Origin of the sequence: Novosphingobium sp. CF614 (assembly GCF_900113255.1) — a bacterium.
Taxonomy (GTDB): domain Bacteria; phylum Pseudomonadota; class Alphaproteobacteria; order Sphingomonadales; family Sphingomonadaceae; genus Novosphingobium.
The window spans coordinates 32,278-49,534 of the sequence record NZ_FOOR01000018.1 but is presented as its reverse complement, the minus strand read 5'-3'; the positions used below and the strand labels follow the sequence as shown (position 1 = coordinate 49,534).

The window sequence follows — 17,257 nt, the reverse complement described above, 5'->3', positions numbered from 1 at the left end:
TGTTGTAAATGGGTTAAACGGGAAGTGTCTCGCCTTCGTCCACAAGCAATTCACAGGCAGTTCACAGGCTTGCCCCCGCGCTTGTGCGCGGGCAAAGCGGATCGCGATGACACTTGAACGCTACCTCGCCCGCATCGGCCTCACTGAAACGCCCGCCATCACCGCCCAAGGGCTGAGCGCGCTGCAATCCGCGCATCGGCTGGCGATCGCGTTCGAGAACCTGGACATTCCGCTGGGCCGCCCGATCCGCATCGACAGCGAGAGCGTGTTCGACAAGCTGGTGCTGCGCGGGCGTGGCGGTTACTGCTTCGAGCACAACCGGCTCTATGCGGACATGCTGGCGGCGCTCGGCGTGCCCAGCCGGCCGCTGCTGGCGCGGGTGCGGCTGGGCATTCCCGCAGGCATCACGCCGCCGCGCACTCACGTCTGCCTGCTGGCCGAGGTCGAGGGGCGGTTCTGGCTCGCCGATGCCGGCTTCGGCGGAAGCAATGTTCCGCCGCTGCCGCTCAAGGACGGGGTGCGGGCGCGAACCGCCGACGGCGCGGTGCACCGGCTGCGCCGCATCGGCGAGACCGGCATGGTGCGCGGGCAGTGGCTGCTCGAACGCGCAGGACCGCCCGCCGCCACCGACGGCCGCGCCGCTCCGCACCATGACTGGCAGCCGCAGTACACCTTCGACCTTTCGGAAGTGGCCGCCGACGATCTCGAACAGGCCAGCCACTGGACCGCGACCCGGCCAGGCACCCGCTTCACCACGCTGCACGTCGCCAGCATCCCGCAGGCGGCGGGCTTCGCCTCGATGGTCGATCGCGAGCTGACCGTGCACCATCCGGGCGGCACCGACCAGCGCACGATAGCCGACCCGGCGGACTACGCAGGCACCTTGGGCGCGGTGTTCCGGATCGCGCTGAGCGAAGCGGAGGTGGCGGGACTGGCGCTGTTCGCCTGACGCGCCGGTTCCGCCGGCGGGATCATGCGACAGCAATCGCCAGCGCCCCCTCTCCTTCCTCGATATGCACCGTGCTGCCATCCGGGATTTCGCCGGCCAGCAGCTTCTCTGCCAGCGGATCCTGCAAATAGCGCTGGACCGCGCGCTTCAGCGGACGGGCGCCGTAGACCGGATCGTAGCCCACCCGGCCGAGCCACCGCTCGGCGGCATCGGTAAGCTCCAGCCTGATCTTGCGATCCTTGAGCAGCTTCTGGACGCGGCCGACCTGAATTTCGACGATCGGGCCCATGTGCTCCTGGCCCAGGCGGTGGAACAGGACGATCTCGTCCAGCCGGTTGAGGAACTCCGGCCGGAAGTGCGCGCGCACGACTTCCATGACCTGCGGCTCCACGCTCTCGACATCCTGCCCGTCCGCCAAGGCGGCAAGGTACTGGCTGCCAAGGTTGCTGGTGAGGATGATGAGGGTGTTGGTGAAATCCACCAGCCTGCCCTGCCCGTCGGTGAGGCGGCCGTCGTCGAGCACTTGCAGCAGCACGTTGAATACGTCGGCATGCGCCTTCTCGACTTCGTCGAACAGCACGACCTGATAGGGCCGGCGCCGCACCGCTTCGGTCAGCACGCCGCCCTCCTCGTAGCCGACATAGCCGGGAGGCGCGCCGATCAGCCGCGACACCGCGTGCTTTTCCATGAACTCGCTCATGTCGATGCGCACCATCGCGGTGTCGTCGTCGAACAGGAAGCCGGCGAGCGCCTTGGTCAGTTCGGTCTTGCCGACGCCGGTGGGGCCCAGGAACAGGAACGAGCCCAGCGGCCGGTTCGGGTCCTGCAGGCCGGCCCGGGCGCGGCGCACCGCCTTGGAGACGGCTTCCACCGCATCCTTCTGGCCGATCACGCGCTGGCCGATCACCTCTTCCATCTTGAGCAGCTTCTCGCGCTCGCCCTGCAGCATCTTCTCTACCGGCACGCCGGTCCACTTGCTGACGACGGCGGCGATATCGTCCTCGGTCACTTCCTCGCGCAGCAAGGCGTTGGTCGCTTGCGCCTGGGCTTCGGAAAGCTGCTTTTCCAGGCTCGGGATGGTGCCGTAGGAAAGCTCGCCCGCCCGGGCGAGATCGCCGAGGCGCTGCACCTGCTCCAGTTCGATGCGGGCGGCATCGAGCTGTTCCTTGAGCTTGCCTTCGGCGGCGATCTTGTCGCGCTCGTTCTGCCAGCGGGTGGTCAGTTCGCTCGACTGCTGCTCCAGGTTCGCCAGTTCCTCGCGCAGGGCCTTGAGCCGGTCCTTGGAGGCCTCGTCGGTCTCCTTGCCCAGCGCCATCTCCTCGATCTTGAGCTGGATGATGCGGCGATCGAGCTTCTCGATCTCCTCGGGCTTGGACTCCACTTCCATGCGGATCCGGCTGGCGGCCTCGTCCATCAGGTCGATCGCCTTGTCGGGCAGGAAGCGGTTGGTGATGTAGCGGTTGGACAGCGTCGCCGCCGCCACGATCGCGCCATCGGTGATCCGCACCCCGTGGTGCAGCTCGTACTTCTCCTTGAGCCCGCGCAGGATCGAAACGGTGTCCTCGACGGTCGGCTCGCCCACGAAGATGGGCTGGAAGCGGCGCTGGAGCGCGGCGTCCTTCTCCACGTACTTCTGGTATTCGTCGAGCGTGGTCGCGCCGATGCAGTGAAGCTCGCCGCGCGCCAGCGCGGGCTTCAGGAGATTGCCGGCGTCCATCGAACCTTCCGAGGCGCCCGCGCCGATCAGCGTGTGCATCTCGTCGATGAACAGGATGATGTCGCCCTCGGCGCCCTTGACCTCGTCGAGCACGGCCTTGAGGCGTTCCTCGAACTCACCGCGATACTTGGCGCCGGCGATCAGGGCGCCCATGTCGAGCGCCATCAGTTGCCGGTCCTTGAGGCTGTCGGGCACGTCGCCATTGGCGATGCGCAGCGCCAGTCCCTCGGCGATGGCGGTCTTGCCCACGCCGGGATCGCCGATAAGGACGGGATTGTTCTTGGTGCGGCGGGCGAGGATCTGCACGGTGCGGCGAATTTCCTCGTCGCGGCCGATGACCGGGTCAAGCTTGCCTTCGCGCGCCGCCTGGGTGAGGTCGCGCGCGTACTTCTTCATCGCGTCATAGGCGTTCTCGGCCCCGGCGCTGTCGGCGGTGCGGCCGCCGCGCAGCTCGGTGATGGCGGCCTCCAGCGTCTGGGGCGTGAGGTTGGCGGCCTTGAGCGCCTGCCCCGCCGGGGTGGCGGCGGCAAGCGTCAGCGCCAGCAGCAGCCGCTCGACCGTGACATAGCTGTCGCCCGACTTGGTCGCGGCCTGCTCGGCGGCGTCGAGCAGGCGCACCGTATCGTTGTCCAGCCCAGGCGCGGCCTGCGCCCCGCCGCCCGAGACCGCCGGCACTTTGGCCAGGGCCTTGTCCAGTTCCTGCGTGGCGAAGACCGGATTGCCGCCCGCGCGCTTGATGAGCCCGGCGGCCATGCCCTCGGGATCGTCGAGCAGCGCCTTGAGCACGTGCTCCGGGGTGATGCGCTGGTGGTTCATGCGGATCGCGACGGTCTGCGCCGCCTGCAGGAACCCTTTTGCCCGGTCGGTGAACTTTTCGAGATTCATGGTTTGAGATGCCTCCTGATCCCGATGATGTAGTGTTGTATATTTACAACACAAGAGCCTCTCCGCTCCCTTTTTCCTATGCCGCGCATCTCGCGCGAAAACCTTGATCGAGCACAAGGACAGCAACCGGAGCCGGCCCGCCCACACATGGGGGCGGGTTTTCCGGATTGCCAGTGCCCGAAGAGCCGGCGGAACGACGGTACAGGAATGACGGACTGGCCAAAGCTCCCGGCGCGCATCCGTGAAGGCTTCATCCGGATGCTTTACAGGTCGAGCTGGAGCGACGATGATCGGCCCGATGGGCGATGAACTGCCGAAGCTGTTTTTAAACTTGGGCAAAGCCCTGGAATCGGAGCCGACCGTGCCGCAGCTCCGCGACATTCGCCAGATGTTCGATTCCTACGTCCTGTCGGAAAGCGTGCGGCGTGGACTGGATCGGTTGAACGATCCGTTGAGCGTCGCCCACATGCTTGACACCATCATGCATTGCAAGCGTACCGCTGAAGAGCTGAGATCAAGGCGTCTGAATGCCCGCGAAACTACGCGCCTGGTGGGCATTGCCGGAGGCATAGGGCTTGCTGCGGGAGCAGTGCTTGCCGCATTGGCTTTGACTACGCCCGCGGTAGCGTTCATTCCATTCCTGGCCGGGACGATCATATGCACCCGGTCGATCAAGCAGGCATCCGAGTCGTCGGAGGAAATCACCGTCCTCGATCAGATCATAGAGCGGCTTGGGGAACTGGCGGGAACCTGAGATGACGGAATTCCTTTCCCTATTCACCGGCCGGTCCGCCGAGACATGGATCAATCTTGCGTCCGTCGGCGCAGTCTTGCTTCATCATGTGTGGCTTGTCCGTCTTCGCAGCCGGTCAGGTATTGCGGACGAACTGCTGACGCGAATTTCGCGGCTTTTCGCCGCGTTGCCGCCCCCGCAACGCACCGAACCGGATAGCCCGCCGGTCACTTGACCACCTTGCCACGCAGTTTCTTGCTTCCTGCCAGAAGGGCCAATCTGTGAACCGCTCCAGTTCCCACGCCGCAAAACTTACTCTGCTCACCCTTCCCCTGCTCCTCTCCGCCTGCGCCGGGACCACGCCCCCTCCCTCGCCCGTCGCGCCCGGCGGCGGCGCGCCGGGGGTGGAGCAGAGCGCGGCGCCCGCGTCCGTTTCGCCGGCCGAGCTGGTCGCCAAGGTCGACATTCCCTATGAGAAGTTCCTCCTGCCCAACGGGCTGACGACGATCGTCCACACCGACCGCAAGGCCCCGATCGTGGCGGTCACGCTCTACTACAAGGTCGGATCGAAGAACGAGCCGCGCGGCCGTACCGGCTTCGCGCATCTCTATGAGCACTTGTTCTTCGGCGGCTCGGCCAACGCGCCCGATTTCGACGTTCCGCTGGTGGCCGCCGGCTCGACGCCGACCAACGGCTCGACCTGGTTCGATCGGACCAACTACATCGAGACCGTGCCCACCGGCGCGCTCGACCTGGCGCTGTTCATGGAGAGCGACCGCATGGGCCACCTCCTGCCGGCGGTCACCCAGGACAAGCTCGACAAGCAACGCGGCGTCGTCCAGAACGAAAAGCGGCAGGGCGACAACCAGCCCTATGGCCTGTTCGACTATGCCCAGAGCGAAGGCCTGCTTCCGGTGGGCCATCCCTACCGCCATTCCACCATCGGCTCGATGGCGGATCTCGACGCGGCGACGCTGACCGACGTGCGCCGGTGGTTCGCCGATCACTATGGCCCCAACAACGTCGTCCTGGTGCTGTCGGGAGACATCGACGCGGCGGCGGCGCGCCCGAAAGTGGAGAAGTGGTTCGGCGAGATCCCGCGCGGGCCGCAAGTGGCGCCGGTCGCGGCCGAGCCCTTCACCCTCCCTGCCCCGGTCAAGCGCGACATCGCCGACCAGGTCCCGGTCCTGCGCCTGACCCGCAACTGGACCGCGCCTGGGCTCAACGATCCGGATACCCCGGCGCTGCGGATCGGCATGCACATCCTGGGCGGCCTGGCCAGTTCGCGCCTCGACAACGAACTGGTGCGCGGCAAGGAACTCGCCGTGGCCGTCACCGCCTACGATCAGGTCTTTCAGCAGCTCAGTTTCCTGCAGATGTCGATGGACGTGAAGCCCGGCGTCGATCGCGCCCTGGCCGAAGCCGCGTTCGACAAAGTCCTTGCCGACTATCTGCGCGACGGCCCGACCGAGGACGAAGTGCGGCGCGCGGTCGTGAGCACCTTGTCCGGCGAAATCGGCGGCCTCGAGCGCGTCGGCGGCTTCGACGGGAAAGGGGCGACGCTGGCCGAGGGACAGGTCTATTCGGACGATCCCGCCCGCTACAAGCACGATCTTGCCGCCATGGCCGCGCTCACGCCCGGGGCCGTCAAGGCCGCGCTCGGCAAATGGCTGTCCCGGCCGGTCTACGAACTCGATGTCGTCCCCGGCACGCGCACCGCCAGCGGCGATGCCATGGGCGGCTGGGGCGACGAGGCCGGCCACGCCGCTCCGCCAGCCGACCCCCATGCCAAAGCGCCGGCACTGCCGCCGGCTCCCCGGCGAAGCCCGCCGCCGGTACAGCCGGTGGGCGAACTCGCCTTCCCGCGGATAGAGCGCACGACCCTGTCGAACGGCATCCCCGTCGCGCTGGCGCGCCGCATGGCGGTGCCGAAGCTGGTCCTCTCGCTCGATTTCAATGCCGGCTTCGCCGCCGACGCGCTCGACGCCCCGGGCACGCAGGGCCTGATGCTGGACATGCTCGACGAAGGGACGACCACCCGCAACGCCACCGAGATCGCCGAAGCGCAAGAACGGCTCGGCGCGCAGATCGCGACCGACGGTTCGCTGGACACGAGCAGCGTGATACTCTCGGCCCTGTCCGACAACCTTGCACCCTCGCTGGAACTGATGGCCGACCTCGTCCTGCACCCGGCCTTCGCCGACGATGACGTGGCGCGGGTGAAAGGACAGGCGCAAGCGGAACTGGCGCAAAACCTGTCCACGCCCAATGCCCTGGCGATGCGCACGCTCGGCGCCTCGCTGTTCGGCGCCCACCCTTATGCCCAGCCCACCGACGGCCTCGGCAATGCCGCTTCGCTGGCGGCGCTGACGCCGGCCGCGCTGCGCGCCGCCCACGACAAGTGGCTACGCCCCGATCTCGCGCGGATCACCGTGGTCGGCGACATTTCCATGGACCGGCTCAAGCCGCTGCTGGAACGGGCTTTCGGTTCCTGGCAGACGCCGGCGGGCCCGGCACCGGTCAAGCCGCTCGACGCGGCCATTCCCGCGGCCAGTGACCGCATCATCCTGATCGACCGCCCCAACTCGCCGCAATCGGTCATCATCGCCGGACGGGTCCTGCCCCTGACCGGCCGCACGCCGGACGCCGAGGACCTCGACCTTGCTAACGACGTGCTCGGCGGCGATTTCCTTTCGCGCCTCAACAAGGACCTGCGCGAGGAGAAAGGCTGGAGCTACGGCGTCTACAGCCAGGTCTCCCAGCCCGTCGGTCCGCGCACGCTGGTCGTACGCGCGCCGGTCCAGGCCGATCGCACCGGCGATGCGATCAAGGCCATCATCGCCGACATGCGCGCCTTTCCCGGCCGGAAGCCGATGACGGCCGAAGAGCTGCAACGCGTCACCGAAGGCACGATCCGCGCCCTGCCCAATCAGTTCGAGACGAACGCCGCCGTCCAGGCCAGCATCCGCAAGAACGACCTGCTCGGCCGCCGCGAAGACTACTACGTCACGCTGGCCGCCAAGTACCGCGCGATCGGCGCCGATGCGATATCGACAGCCGCGACACGGTATCTGCGGCCGGCCGGCATGACTTACGTCGTTGTGGGGGACCGCAGGATCGTCGAGCCGCAGCTCAAGAAGGTCGGCCTTGCGCTCGAAGTCCACCAGGCGCCGGCGGCCCCCGCCGAAACGCATTAACCGGAGGAGTTGCGGAATGTCCCCAGGCGGCACTTACGATTGCGTTACGAAGACCCCGCTGGGGAACCAGGCGGGCGTGCTGACCGTGGTGCCCGGTGAAGCGGGCGGCTTCACCGGCAACATCGCCGGCGATCTCGGCTCGATGGAGGTCATCGATGGCCGGATCTCCGGCAACCGGCTGACCTGGCGGATGAAGATGACCATGCCGATGCCGATGGACCTCGAATGCACCGCGACCGTCGAAGGCGATGCGATCACCGGCACGGTCAAGGCCGGGATGTTCGGCACGATGGAACTCAAGGGAACGCGGCGAGCCTGACTTCGCCGCCGCGAAGCATCGTGCCGGGCTTCGGACAAGCGCGGGCGAGCGGACCAGGCATGCGAAAGGCGGCGGTCCGCGAATTTTTAAGGCATTAGGTTTAGGTGCCCGGCCTGTCCCGCATAGGGACGGCGCGGAATGCGTGGATGCGGCGCCCGTCAAGGCGGGTTAGGCCCACGCCTGCGATATCGCGCCCGCACGCCGTGAAAGGGACCGAGTGCCTTCAGCCGCCGCCTTGCCTGACCAGCTCCGGGCCGAATGGTGCGAAGCGCGCCCGCGCGATTTCGCCGCCCGGTTCGAACGCAGGGCACGCGGCGCCGGCAATCCGCCGATGCGCCTGAAGCGCCGCTGGACACTGGGCGTGACGGCCATGGCCGCCATCGCCCTGCCCGCCTTCGCCGCGCCCGGCGGGTGGGATCGCTTCGCCATTGCCGATGCGGTGGCGCAGAAGGCCGCTGTCGAACCCATGCCCTTCGAACAGGCCGGGGCGAGCTTTCCCGGCTCCGCGTTCTACTACCTGGAGGCCGAAGCGCCGGTGCTGCAGGTGGGCGAAGGCATCCGCTTCGACGCCGACGACAGCGTTTCCGGCCCCGCCATCCAGGGCGGGCCGGCGGCGCGGCCACTCCGGATCGACAATTCCGGCGTCGACCGCACCCGGGCGCTGCAATGCCTGACCGCCGCGATCTATTATGAAGCCGCCAGCGAGCCCGACGGCGGCCAGCGGGCGGTGGCGCAAGTGGTACTCAACCGCGTCGCCCACCCGGCCTATCCCAAGACCGTGTGCGGCGTCGTCTACCAGGGCTCGGAACGGTCGACCGGCTGCCAGTTCTCGTTCACGTGCGACGGTTCGCTGGCCCGCCGTCCGTCGCGGATGTTCTGGGACCGCGCCGAAAACGTCGCGCGCCAGGCACTGGCTGGCTACGTCTACATCCCCGTGGGCCTGGCGACGCATTATCACACCGTACAGGTCAATCCCTATTGGGCGCCGAGCCTGCATTACCTGGGCACCATCGGCGCGCACCGCTTCTATAGCTTCAATGGGCAGGCCGGCAGGCCGGCGGCGTTCCGCTTCGCCTATTTCGGCGGCGAACCGGTCGCCGCCCCGCATGCCCGCAGCCAATCCGCCGTTCCGGACGCGGTCGTTGATCCGCTAGCGGTGCAGCGCGTCTTCGATTCGCTGGAACAGGCCAGGATGGCCGGAAAGGTTAACGCCGCCGCGGCCGCCACCGGGACGCCGCCGCTCTACACCAGCGAGCTGCGCGAACGCGGCGGCGATGCGCTCTACCGCGCCCGCAATTTGCCCGAAGCACAAGGAATCAAAGCGGAATACGCCAACACCGGCCGCTGGATCACGCAGCCGGGAAGCTAGGAAGTCAAACGATTGCAAGGGCCTGGCCTCAGGAAAGACTCCGATCGGGTAAATCAAGACTTCGGCAACCAAAGCCTATCATGAATGTTTAGAGTTTCACTGGCTAATTCGATGTTATACGCAGCTGACACGTTAAAGGCCCCCCGACCATGACAATCCGTTTTGCTGCTGCCTGGGGTGGAACGACCCCCGCGATCGTGCGGGCGTTGTGCCCCTCGGCCCCGCTGGGCGCGGTCAACGACAACCGCCGCGCGGTGCGCCTGGCCGTGTGCACGGCGGATCGGGACCGCGCGATGCCATTGATCGCGTCTTCGGCCGACGAACAACTGCTGGTCGAAACGCTGCGCCACTTCGCCCGTTTCGGCCTGGCCGCCGCCGCGAAGGCGCGGGCGGAAGCCGAAGCGGCCGAATCCGCCGGCAACAGCGCCGGCCGTGACCGCTGGATCGCGATCTGCCGCCAGCTCGATCGCCAGATGGCCGATGCCTGCACGCGCGAGCTCATCCCCTAGCAGGCTGATACCAGGTCCGACCGATCGGAACTCTTGTTCCTACTCCTGTTTCGTCGTTGCGAGCCGCCGGAGCCATCGAAGCAATCCTGCGCCTCGCCCACCCTGCCCTGGATTGCTTCGACGGCTCCGCCGTCTCGCAACGACGACGAGAGAAGACGAGTCTCGCTTCAAAAGACTTGGCATGAAATCGCCTTCGCCGCACGGCCCCAGCGACCTTTCCGGCAATCTCCCAGGCCCGGAGCAGTCCCGTTGGCGTTGCCGCGCCGGGCCTGCGCGGGCCTTCCATTCGGGTTTCGGTGAGCCCAAAAATCTATTGTTGCAATTGCGAACTATTATCAGAATCTTCCGCCGCAATAGCCGCGAAATGCGTCGTTTCGCGGTTGCAATGTCGCACGCAGGGGCGTAGGGCGCGCGGTGCAAACACCGGCGCCTGCCTTTAGCGGGATGAAGCAGGCCGCCTTGAAGTCCGGGAATCCCGCCCTGGGAAGGACACGCACGCAATATGGCTCGTAAGAAGATCGCCCTTATCGGCGCTGGCAACATCGGCGGCACGCTGGCACATCTCGCCGCGCAGAAGGAACTGGGCGACATCGTCCTTTTCGACATCGCCGAAGGCATTCCCCAGGGCAAGGCGCTCGACCTGTCGCAGTGCGGCCCGATCGAAGGCTTCGACGCCTTCGTAACCGGCACCAACGATTACAAGGACATCGCAGGCGCGGACGTCATCATCGTCACCGCCGGCGTTCCCCGCAAGCCGGGCATGAGCCGCGACGACCTGCTGGGCATCAACCTCAAGGTCATGAAGTCGGTCGGCGAAGGCATCAAGCAGTATGCCCCGGGCGCCTTCGTGATCTGCATCACCAACCCGCTCGACGCGATGGTCTGGGCGCTGCGCGAATTCTCCGGCCTGCCGCACAACATGGTGGTCGGCATGGCGGGCGTGCTCGATTCGGCGCGCTTCTCGACCTATCTCGCCTGGGAATTCGGCGTCTCGGTGCGCGACGTCACCAGCTTCGTGCTCGGCGGCCACGGCGACCAGATGGTGCCGATCCCCGAATATTCGACCGTCAAGGGCATCCCGGTTCCCGATCTCATCAAGATGGGCAAGTCGACGCAGGAGCGCATCGACGCCATCGTCAAGCGCACCGCCGGCGGCGGCGGCGAGATCGTCGCGCTGCTCAAGACCGGTTCGGCCTTCTATGCGCCCGCGGCCAGCGCCATCTCGATGGCGGAAAGCTACCTCGGCGACATGAAGCGCGTGCTGCCTTGCGCCGCGCACATGACCGGGCAGTACGGCATCGACGACCTCTACGTCGGCGTTCCCGTGGTGATCGGTGCCGGCGGCGTCGAGCAAGTGATCGAAATCGCCCTCGACGACAAGGCCAAGGCCGGCCTGCAGATCTCGATCGACGAAGTGAAGACGCTGATCGCGGCCTGCAAGGAACTCGATCCGAGCCTTGCGTAATTCCCACTATCGCGACGGAAGCGGCGAACGCTTCCGTCGCGTTGACGCAGGAATGTGAAAGACCTAAATTTACACATATCCTGTGTAACCGCGGAATTCGGCCATGACCAAGAACATCACCCTTGCTGTCGACGAAGAAATTCTGGCGCGATACCGGGCCGAAGCGGTGCGCCTGAAAACCAGTGTGAACGCCTTGATCCGCAAGCACATGGAAGAAACCGTCGGCGCACGCAGCGAAGAGCAGCGGGCCGCGATCGCGCGCATGATCGCCCGTTCGAACAACGCCCCCCGGGCGATCGACGCGCCTCGGTTCGACCGGGCCTCGCTTTGGGATCGGGGGGCGGACTGCTGATGCTCGCCGAAACCTTCCTCGACACCAACGTCCTCGTCTACGCGGCCTACCCCAAGCACGACGAAGAGTGGAAGCGCAAGATCGCTTCGGACCTCATCGCGCGCGAGCGATTCGCGATTTCAACGCAAGTCATGGTCGAATTCGTCAATTCGACCACCCGCAAACGCAAGCCGGGGCTTTCGCCCGACACCGTCCGCGAATGGCTAAACGATTTGCGCGCCTCCCCGGTAATCGGCGCCGACGACGTCCTGGTCATGGAGGGCCTGGACCTGGGCCTGCGCTTCAAGATCGACTTCCTTGACGGGCTGATCGTTGCCGCTGCCCGCCGCGCCGGTGCGCGCACGCTCTATACCGAAGATCTCAACCACGGGCAGCGCTATGGTGAGGTCACCGTGGTCAACCCCTTCCTTCCTTTCGCCCATTGAACCGGGAGCAGACATGTCCATCCTCATAGACAAGAACACCAAGGTCATCACCCAGGGCATGACCGGCTCCACCGGCATGTTCCACACCCAGGCCGCGCTCGATTACGGCACGCAGATGGTCGGCGGCGTCACCCCCGGCAAGGGCGGCACCGAGTGCATCGGCCTGCCGGTCTTCGATACCGTGGCCGAGGCCAAGGCCAGGACCGGCGCCACCGCTTCGTGCATCTACGTGCCGCCGCCGTTCGCCGCCGATTCGATCCTGGAGGCGATCGATGCCGAGATGGAACTGATCGTCTGCATCACCGAAGGCATCCCGGTGCTCGACATGGTGCGCGTCAAGCGCGCGCTCAGCGGCAGCAAGTCGCGCCTGATCGGCCCGAACTGCCCCGGCGTGCTGACGCCGAACGAGTGCAAGATCGGCATCATGCCCGGCAACATCTTCTCGAAGGGTTCGGTCGGCGTCGTCAGCCGTTCGGGCACGCTCACGTATGAGGCCGTGTTCCAGACCACCAATGCCGGGCTCGGCCAGACCACCGCGGTGGGCATCGGCGGCGACCCGGTGAACGGCACCAACTTCATCGACGTGCTCGAACTGTTCCTGGCCGACGATGCGACCACGTCGATCATCATGATCGGCGAGATCGGCGGCAGCGCCGAGGAAGAGGCCGCGCAGTTCCTCAAGGACGAGGCCAAGCGCGGCCGCAAGAAGCCGATGGTCGGCTTCATCGCCGGCCGCACTGCCCCTCCGGGACGGCGCATGGGCCATGCCGGCGCGATCGTCTCGGGCGGCCAGGGCGGCGCCGAGGACAAGATCGCGGCGATGGAAGAAGCCGGCATCCGTGTCTCCCCCTCTCCCTCGGAGCTGGGCGTGACACTCGAGGGCCTGCTGAAGGAACTCGCGTAAAGTGATCGGGGCGGCTAAGCCTTCGGTGCCGCATCGAAGGCGTGCCCGCCCCGGCAAAGACATTATTGTACGTACACTGTACTCTGACGACACACTGTACTTTGACGACTCTGACGGATTTCGGGTCTAGTCCTCCCCGGGGACCCTGAGGACCGCCGCGAATGCTCGATGGCGTCGGACCACCTGTTCCGGCGCGGAAAGGTATTTTCCGATGGGCGACGAAAGCTTCGATTTCACTCCCGACTCCGAATTGAACGGAGGCGGCCCGCAGCCCGGCCCCAGCTGGCAGCGCAGCAACTGGCCCCGCGTCGGCGCCGAGTTCGAGGATGACTGGACCCAGGGGCTTGACCCCACGACGCTCAAGGCCGGGATCGAAAGCGCCGCGAAGCGGGCAGGCTTCAAGGTCGACGCCGCCCGCGTGGAAGTGGCGGCCGCCGATTCGATCCGCGCCATGCTGCTGATCCGCACCTACCGCGTGCGCGGGCACCTGGCCGCCGATCTCGATCCCCTGCACCTCTCGCAGCGCGAACTGCCCCAGGACCTGACCCCGGAATACCACGGCTTTTCCGGCGAAGCGCTCGATCGGCCGGTCTATGTCGGCGGCAACCTCGGCCTGGAATGGACGACGGTGCGCAACATCGTGCAGATCCTGCGCGCCAACTACTGCGGCACCGTCGGCCTTGAATACATGCACATCTCCGACACCGAGGAGCGCCGCTTCCTGCAGGACCGCATGGAAGGCGCCGACAAGGAGATCGAGTTCACGCCCGAAGGCAAGAAGGCGATCCTGCGCGCCGTGGTCCGCGGCGAGCAGTACGAGAAGTTCCTGGGCAAGAAATACGTCGGCACCAAGCGCTTCGGCCTCGACGGCGGTGAATCGATGATTCCGGCGCTGGAAAGCGTCATCAAGTACGGCGGCCAGCTCGGCGTCAAGGAGATCGTCTACGGCATGGCCCATCGCGGCCGCCTCAACGTCCTCGCCAACGTCATGGCCAAGCCTTACAAGGTGATCTTCCACGAATTCTCGGGCGGCACCGCCAATCCCGAGGATGTCGGCGGATCGGGCGACGTCAAGTATCACCTGGGAACCTCCACCGACCGCGATTTCGACGGCGTCAAAGTGCACATGAGCCTGATGCCGAACCCCAGCCACCTGGAAACGGTGGACCCGGTGGTGCTCGGCAAGGTCCGCGCCTACCAGGTCATCGCCGACGATATCGGCGACGACATCGGGCCCGGCGCCAGGCACAAGCAGGTCCTACCCGTGCTGATCCACGGCGACGCCGCCTTCGCCGGCCAGGGCATCGTCTGGGAATGCCTCGGCCTTTCCGGCGTGCGCGGCTACAACACCGGCGGCTGCCTGCATTTCATCATCAACAACCAGATCGGCTTCACCACCAGCCCGCAGTTCGCGCGCAACTCGCCCTATCCCTCGGACGTCGCCAAGGGCGTCCAGGCGCCGGTGCTGCACGTCAACGGCGATGATCCGGCGGCGGTGACTTTCGCCTGCAAGCTGGCCATCGATTACCGCCAGACGTTCGGCCGCGATATCGTGATCGACATGTGGTGCTATCGCCGCTTCGGCCACAACGAGGGCGACGAGCCGAGTTTCACGCAGCCGCTGATGTACGCGCAGATCCGCAAGCATCCGCCCGTCAGCCAGATCTACGCCGCCCGGCTCAAGGCCGAAGGCGTGATCGACGACGCGTTCCTGACCGAGACCGAAGCCGCGTTCAACGCCTACCTGGAAGAGCAGTTCGAAGCGGCCAAGACCTACAAGTCGAACCAGGCCGACTGGTTCGGCGGCCAGTGGAGCGGCTTCAACAAGCCCGCCGATCCCGAGACCGCGCGGCGCAACGTCCACACCGGCATCGAGGCCAAGCTGTTCGACAGCCTCGGCCGCGTGCTGACCGCGCCGCCCGAGGACCTGACCATCCACAAGACGCTGGGCCGCGTGATCGATGCCAAGCGCGAGATGTTCAAGACTGGCGAAGGCTTCGACTGGGCCACCGCCGAGGCGCTCGCCTTCGGTTCGCTGTGCTCAGAAGGGTACGCGGTGCGTCTCTCCGGCCAGGACTGCGGGCGCGGCACCTTCAGCCAGCGTCACGCGGTCTGGGTCGACCAGAACGATGAACACAAGTACGTGCCGCTCTCGACCCTGCCGCACGGCCGCTTCGAAGTGCTGGATTCGACGCTGTCCGAATATGGCGTGCTCGGCTTCGAATACGGCTATGCCAGCGCCGATCCCAAGACGCTGGTGCTGTGGGAAGCCCAGTTCGGCGATTTCGCCAACGGCGCGCAGATCATCATCGATCAGTACGTCGCCGCCGCCGAGGCCAAGTGGCTGCGCGCCAACGGCCTCGTCCTGCTGCTGCCCCACGGGTACGAAGGGCAGGGTCCGGAACATTCCTCGGCCCGCCTCGAACGCTTCCTGCAGCTTTGCGCGCAGGACAATATCCAGGTCTGCAACATCACCAGCCCGGCCAACTACTTCCACGTACTGCGCCGGCAGATGCACCGCCCGTTCCGCAAGCCGCTCGTCATCATGACGCCCAAGTCGCTGCTGCGCCATCCGATGGCGAAATCGCGCGCTTCGGACTTTGTCGGCGAAGGCCACTTCTTCCGCATCCTGTCCGATATCCGTCCGGCGGCGGACAAGGACACCCGGAAGGTCATCCTGTGTTCGGGCAAGGTCGCCTACGACTTGTTCGAGGCACGCGACGCGGCCGAGATCGACGATGTGCAGATCATCCGCCTGGAACAGCTCTACCCCTTCCCGGGCGAGCCGCTGGCGCTGCGCCTCAGCCGGATGACCAACCTGGAGGAAATCGTCTGGTGCCAGGAAGAACCGCGCAACAACGGCGCCTGGTTCTTCATCGAATCGCAGATAGAGGAAGCCGCCAAGGAGGCCGGCATCAAGAACCCGCGCCCGCGCTATGCCGGCCGCAACGCGGCGGCCTCGCCCGCCACCGGCCTCGCCAAGCGCCACACCGCCGAACAGGCGGCGCTCGTAGCCGACGCGCTCAGCCTTTCCGTCCGTTCCGAACTCCGTCGCAAGCAGAAGGCTTGAGATAAATCATGTCCACCGAAATCAAGGTTCCCACGCTCGGCGAGTCCGTGTCCGAGGCCACCATCGGCCAGTGGCTGAAGCAGCCCGGCGAGGCCGTCGCCGCCGACGAGCCGATCGCCAGCTTGGAGACCGACAAAGTCGCGATCGACGTCATGGCGCCGCATGCCGGCGTGATGGGCCAGCAATTCGCGCAGCAAGGCGACACCGTTGTCGTCGGCGCGCTGATCGCCACGATAGAGGCAGGCACCGGCACGGTTCCGGCCCCGGCTCCCATCGCGAAAGTCGCCGCGCCCGAGGCACCGAAGGCCAATGCGCCGGCGCAGCCCGCCGCGCCCGCTCCGGCTCGCAGCGCCGAGGAAGCTTCTTCGGATGCCGCGGTGCTCTCGCCCGCGGTGCGCCGCGCGGTGCTCGAATACGGGATCGATCCCTCGACCATCAAGGGCACCGGCAAGGACGGCCGCATCACCAAGGATGACGTCGTCGCCGCCGCCAGGGCCAAGCCCGCCAGCCCCGCGCCCAGTGCCTCGGCTCCGGCCGATGCGGCGCCGGCGCGGCGCGAGGAACGCGTCAAGATGACGCGCCTGCGCCAGACCATCGCCAAGCGGCTCAAGAGCGCGCAGGAAACCGCCGCCCTCCTCACCACCTTCAACGACGTCGACATGTCCGCCGTCATCGCCGCGCGCGACAAGTACAAGGACCTGTTCCAGAAGAAGCACGGCATCAAGCTGGGCTTCATGAGCTTCTTCGCCAAGGCCTCGGTCCTCGCACTCAAGGACATTCCGGCAGTCAACGCGCAGATCGACGGCGACGAGATCGTCTACCACGACTATATCGACATCTCGATCGCGGTCTCCGCACCCAACGGCCTGGTCGTGCCGGTGGTGCGTGACTGCGACAAGCTTTCCTTCGCCGGCATCGAAAGCGCCATCGCCGACTTCGGCAAGCGCGCCAAGGACGGCACGCTGACCATGGAAGACATGAAGGGCGGCACTTTCACCATCTCCAACGGCGGCGTGTTCGGCGGCCTGATGAGCACCCCGATCATCAACCCCCCGCAGTCCGCCGTGCTGGGCCTCCACCGCATCGAGGATCGCCCGGTGGTGCGCGACGGCCAGATCGTCATCCGCCCGATGATGTACATCGCACTCAGCTACGACCACCGCCTGATCGACGGCCGCGAGGCGGTTACCGCGCTCAAGACCATCAAGGAAGCGATCGAGGATCCGACGCGGCTGCTGATCGATCTTTGAGGACGGAAACGTTGCGCGACATCCTTCGACAAGCTCGGGATGAGCGGAGGTGGAGCATCGAGCCCCTCCCCTTCAGGGGAGGGGAGGAAAAACCAACCCCCTTATGATTGACC

14 protein-coding genes are annotated in these 17,257 nt (G+C 66.3%); 13 read left to right on the top strand and 1 reads right to left on the bottom strand.

The window, feature by feature from the left end:
* Positions 1-106: 106 nt before the first annotated feature.
* The gene (locus tag BM052_RS15615) at positions 107-949 is read left to right on the top strand and encodes an arylamine N-acetyltransferase family protein (RefSeq protein ID WP_091148393.1); all 843 of its coding nucleotides are present in this window, start codon (positions 107-109) and stop codon (positions 947-949) included.
* Positions 950-971: 22 nt separating this feature from the next.
* Here BM052_RS15615 and clpB read toward each other — a convergent pair whose 3' ends face one another.
* Positions 972-3,551 carry an ATP-dependent chaperone ClpB gene (gene clpB, locus BM052_RS15610; protein WP_091148392.1) on the bottom strand — a complete coding sequence of 860 codons (2,580 nt, stop codon included), beginning with the start codon at positions 3,549-3,551 and terminating at the stop codon, positions 972-974.
* Between the two features lie 286 nt (positions 3,552-3,837).
* On the opposite strand from clpB, the gene BM052_RS15605 reads away from it, so the two are divergent.
* The 12 genes from BM052_RS15605 to odhB all read left to right on the top strand — a co-directional run bounded on the left by BM052_RS15605 (position 3,838) and on the right by odhB (position 17,144).
* A complete protein-coding gene (locus BM052_RS15605; RefSeq protein ID WP_091148391.1) occupies positions 3,838-4,305 on the top strand; it encodes a hypothetical protein in 468 nt (155 codons plus the stop codon).
* Position 4,306: 1 nt separating this feature from the next.
* Positions 4,307-4,519 carry a hypothetical protein gene (locus BM052_RS20115; RefSeq protein WP_091148390.1) on the top strand — a complete coding sequence of 71 codons (213 nt, stop codon included), beginning with the start codon at positions 4,307-4,309 and terminating at the stop codon, positions 4,517-4,519.
* A 46-nt stretch (positions 4,520-4,565) separates the two neighbouring features.
* Entirely contained in the window at positions 4,566-7,481 is a 2,916-nt protein-coding gene (locus BM052_RS15595) for a M16 family metallopeptidase (protein WP_091148389.1), read from the top strand.
* Positions 7,482-7,497: 16 nt separating this feature from the next.
* On the top strand, positions 7,498-7,800 hold the full coding sequence (locus BM052_RS15590) for a hypothetical protein (protein WP_091148388.1): 303 nt from the start codon (positions 7,498-7,500) through the stop codon (positions 7,798-7,800).
* Positions 7,801-8,017: 217 nt separating this feature from the next.
* Positions 8,018-9,169 (top strand): cell wall hydrolase, encoded by a 1,152-nt coding sequence (locus tag BM052_RS15585; RefSeq protein WP_255406194.1) that lies wholly within the window; start codon positions 8,018-8,020, stop codon positions 9,167-9,169.
* 149 nt (positions 9,170-9,318) lie between these two features.
* Entirely contained in the window at positions 9,319-9,678 is a 360-nt protein-coding gene (locus tag BM052_RS15580) for a hypothetical protein (protein WP_091148386.1), read from the top strand.
* Between the two features lie 502 nt (positions 9,679-10,180).
* A complete protein-coding gene (gene mdh / locus BM052_RS15575; RefSeq protein WP_091148385.1) occupies positions 10,181-11,143 on the top strand; it encodes a malate dehydrogenase in 963 nt (320 codons plus the stop codon).
* A 103-nt stretch (positions 11,144-11,246) separates the two neighbouring features.
* A complete protein-coding gene (locus BM052_RS15570; protein ID WP_091148383.1) occupies positions 11,247-11,495 on the top strand; it encodes a hypothetical protein in 249 nt (82 codons plus the stop codon).
* Complete coding sequence (locus BM052_RS15565) at positions 11,495-11,920, top strand: PIN domain-containing protein (RefSeq protein WP_091148379.1); 426 nt, start codon at positions 11,495-11,497, stop codon at positions 11,918-11,920. Before BM052_RS15570 ends, BM052_RS15565 begins: the two co-directional genes overlap by 1 nt.
* Positions 11,921-11,933: 13 nt before the next feature.
* Positions 11,934-12,824: a succinate--CoA ligase subunit alpha gene (sucD, locus tag BM052_RS15560; RefSeq protein WP_091148378.1), complete on the top strand. Its 891-nt coding sequence runs from the start codon at positions 11,934-11,936 to the stop codon at positions 12,822-12,824.
* Positions 12,825-13,035: 211 nt separating this feature from the next.
* Positions 13,036-15,894 (top strand): 2-oxoglutarate dehydrogenase E1 component, encoded by a 2,859-nt coding sequence (locus tag BM052_RS15555; RefSeq protein WP_091148377.1) that lies wholly within the window; start codon positions 13,036-13,038, stop codon positions 15,892-15,894.
* Positions 15,895-15,902: 8 nt separating this feature from the next.
* Positions 15,903-17,144 carry a 2-oxoglutarate dehydrogenase complex dihydrolipoyllysine-residue succinyltransferase gene (gene odhB / locus BM052_RS15550; RefSeq protein WP_091148376.1) on the top strand — a complete coding sequence of 414 codons (1,242 nt, stop codon included), beginning with the start codon at positions 15,903-15,905 and terminating at the stop codon, positions 17,142-17,144.
* Positions 17,145-17,257: the final 113 nt, after the last annotated feature.

Coding starts and splice junctions, on each gene's coding strand:
- BM052_RS15615 (WP_091148393.1), top strand. CDS start 107: ATGACACTTGAACGCTACCTCGCCCGCATCGGCCTCACTGAAACGCCC.
- clpB (WP_091148392.1), bottom strand. CDS start 3,551: ATGAATCTCGAAAAGTTCACCGACCGGGCAAAAGGGTTCCTGCAGGCG.
- BM052_RS15605 (WP_091148391.1), top strand. CDS start 3,838: ATGATCGGCCCGATGGGCGATGAACTGCCGAAGCTGTTTTTAAACTTG.
- BM052_RS20115 (WP_091148390.1), top strand. CDS start 4,307: ATGACGGAATTCCTTTCCCTATTCACCGGCCGGTCCGCCGAGACATGG.
- BM052_RS15590 (WP_091148388.1), top strand. CDS start 7,498: ATGTCCCCAGGCGGCACTTACGATTGCGTTACGAAGACCCCGCTGGGG.
- BM052_RS15580 (WP_091148386.1), top strand. CDS start 9,319: ATGACAATCCGTTTTGCTGCTGCCTGGGGTGGAACGACCCCCGCGATC.
- mdh (WP_091148385.1), top strand. CDS start 10,181: ATGGCTCGTAAGAAGATCGCCCTTATCGGCGCTGGCAACATCGGCGGC.
- BM052_RS15570 (WP_091148383.1), top strand. CDS start 11,247: ATGACCAAGAACATCACCCTTGCTGTCGACGAAGAAATTCTGGCGCGA.
- BM052_RS15565 (WP_091148379.1), top strand. CDS start 11,495: ATGCTCGCCGAAACCTTCCTCGACACCAACGTCCTCGTCTACGCGGCC.
- sucD (WP_091148378.1), top strand. CDS start 11,934: ATGTCCATCCTCATAGACAAGAACACCAAGGTCATCACCCAGGGCATG.
- BM052_RS15555 (WP_091148377.1), top strand. CDS start 13,036: ATGGGCGACGAAAGCTTCGATTTCACTCCCGACTCCGAATTGAACGGA.
- odhB (WP_091148376.1), top strand. CDS start 15,903: ATGTCCACCGAAATCAAGGTTCCCACGCTCGGCGAGTCCGTGTCCGAG.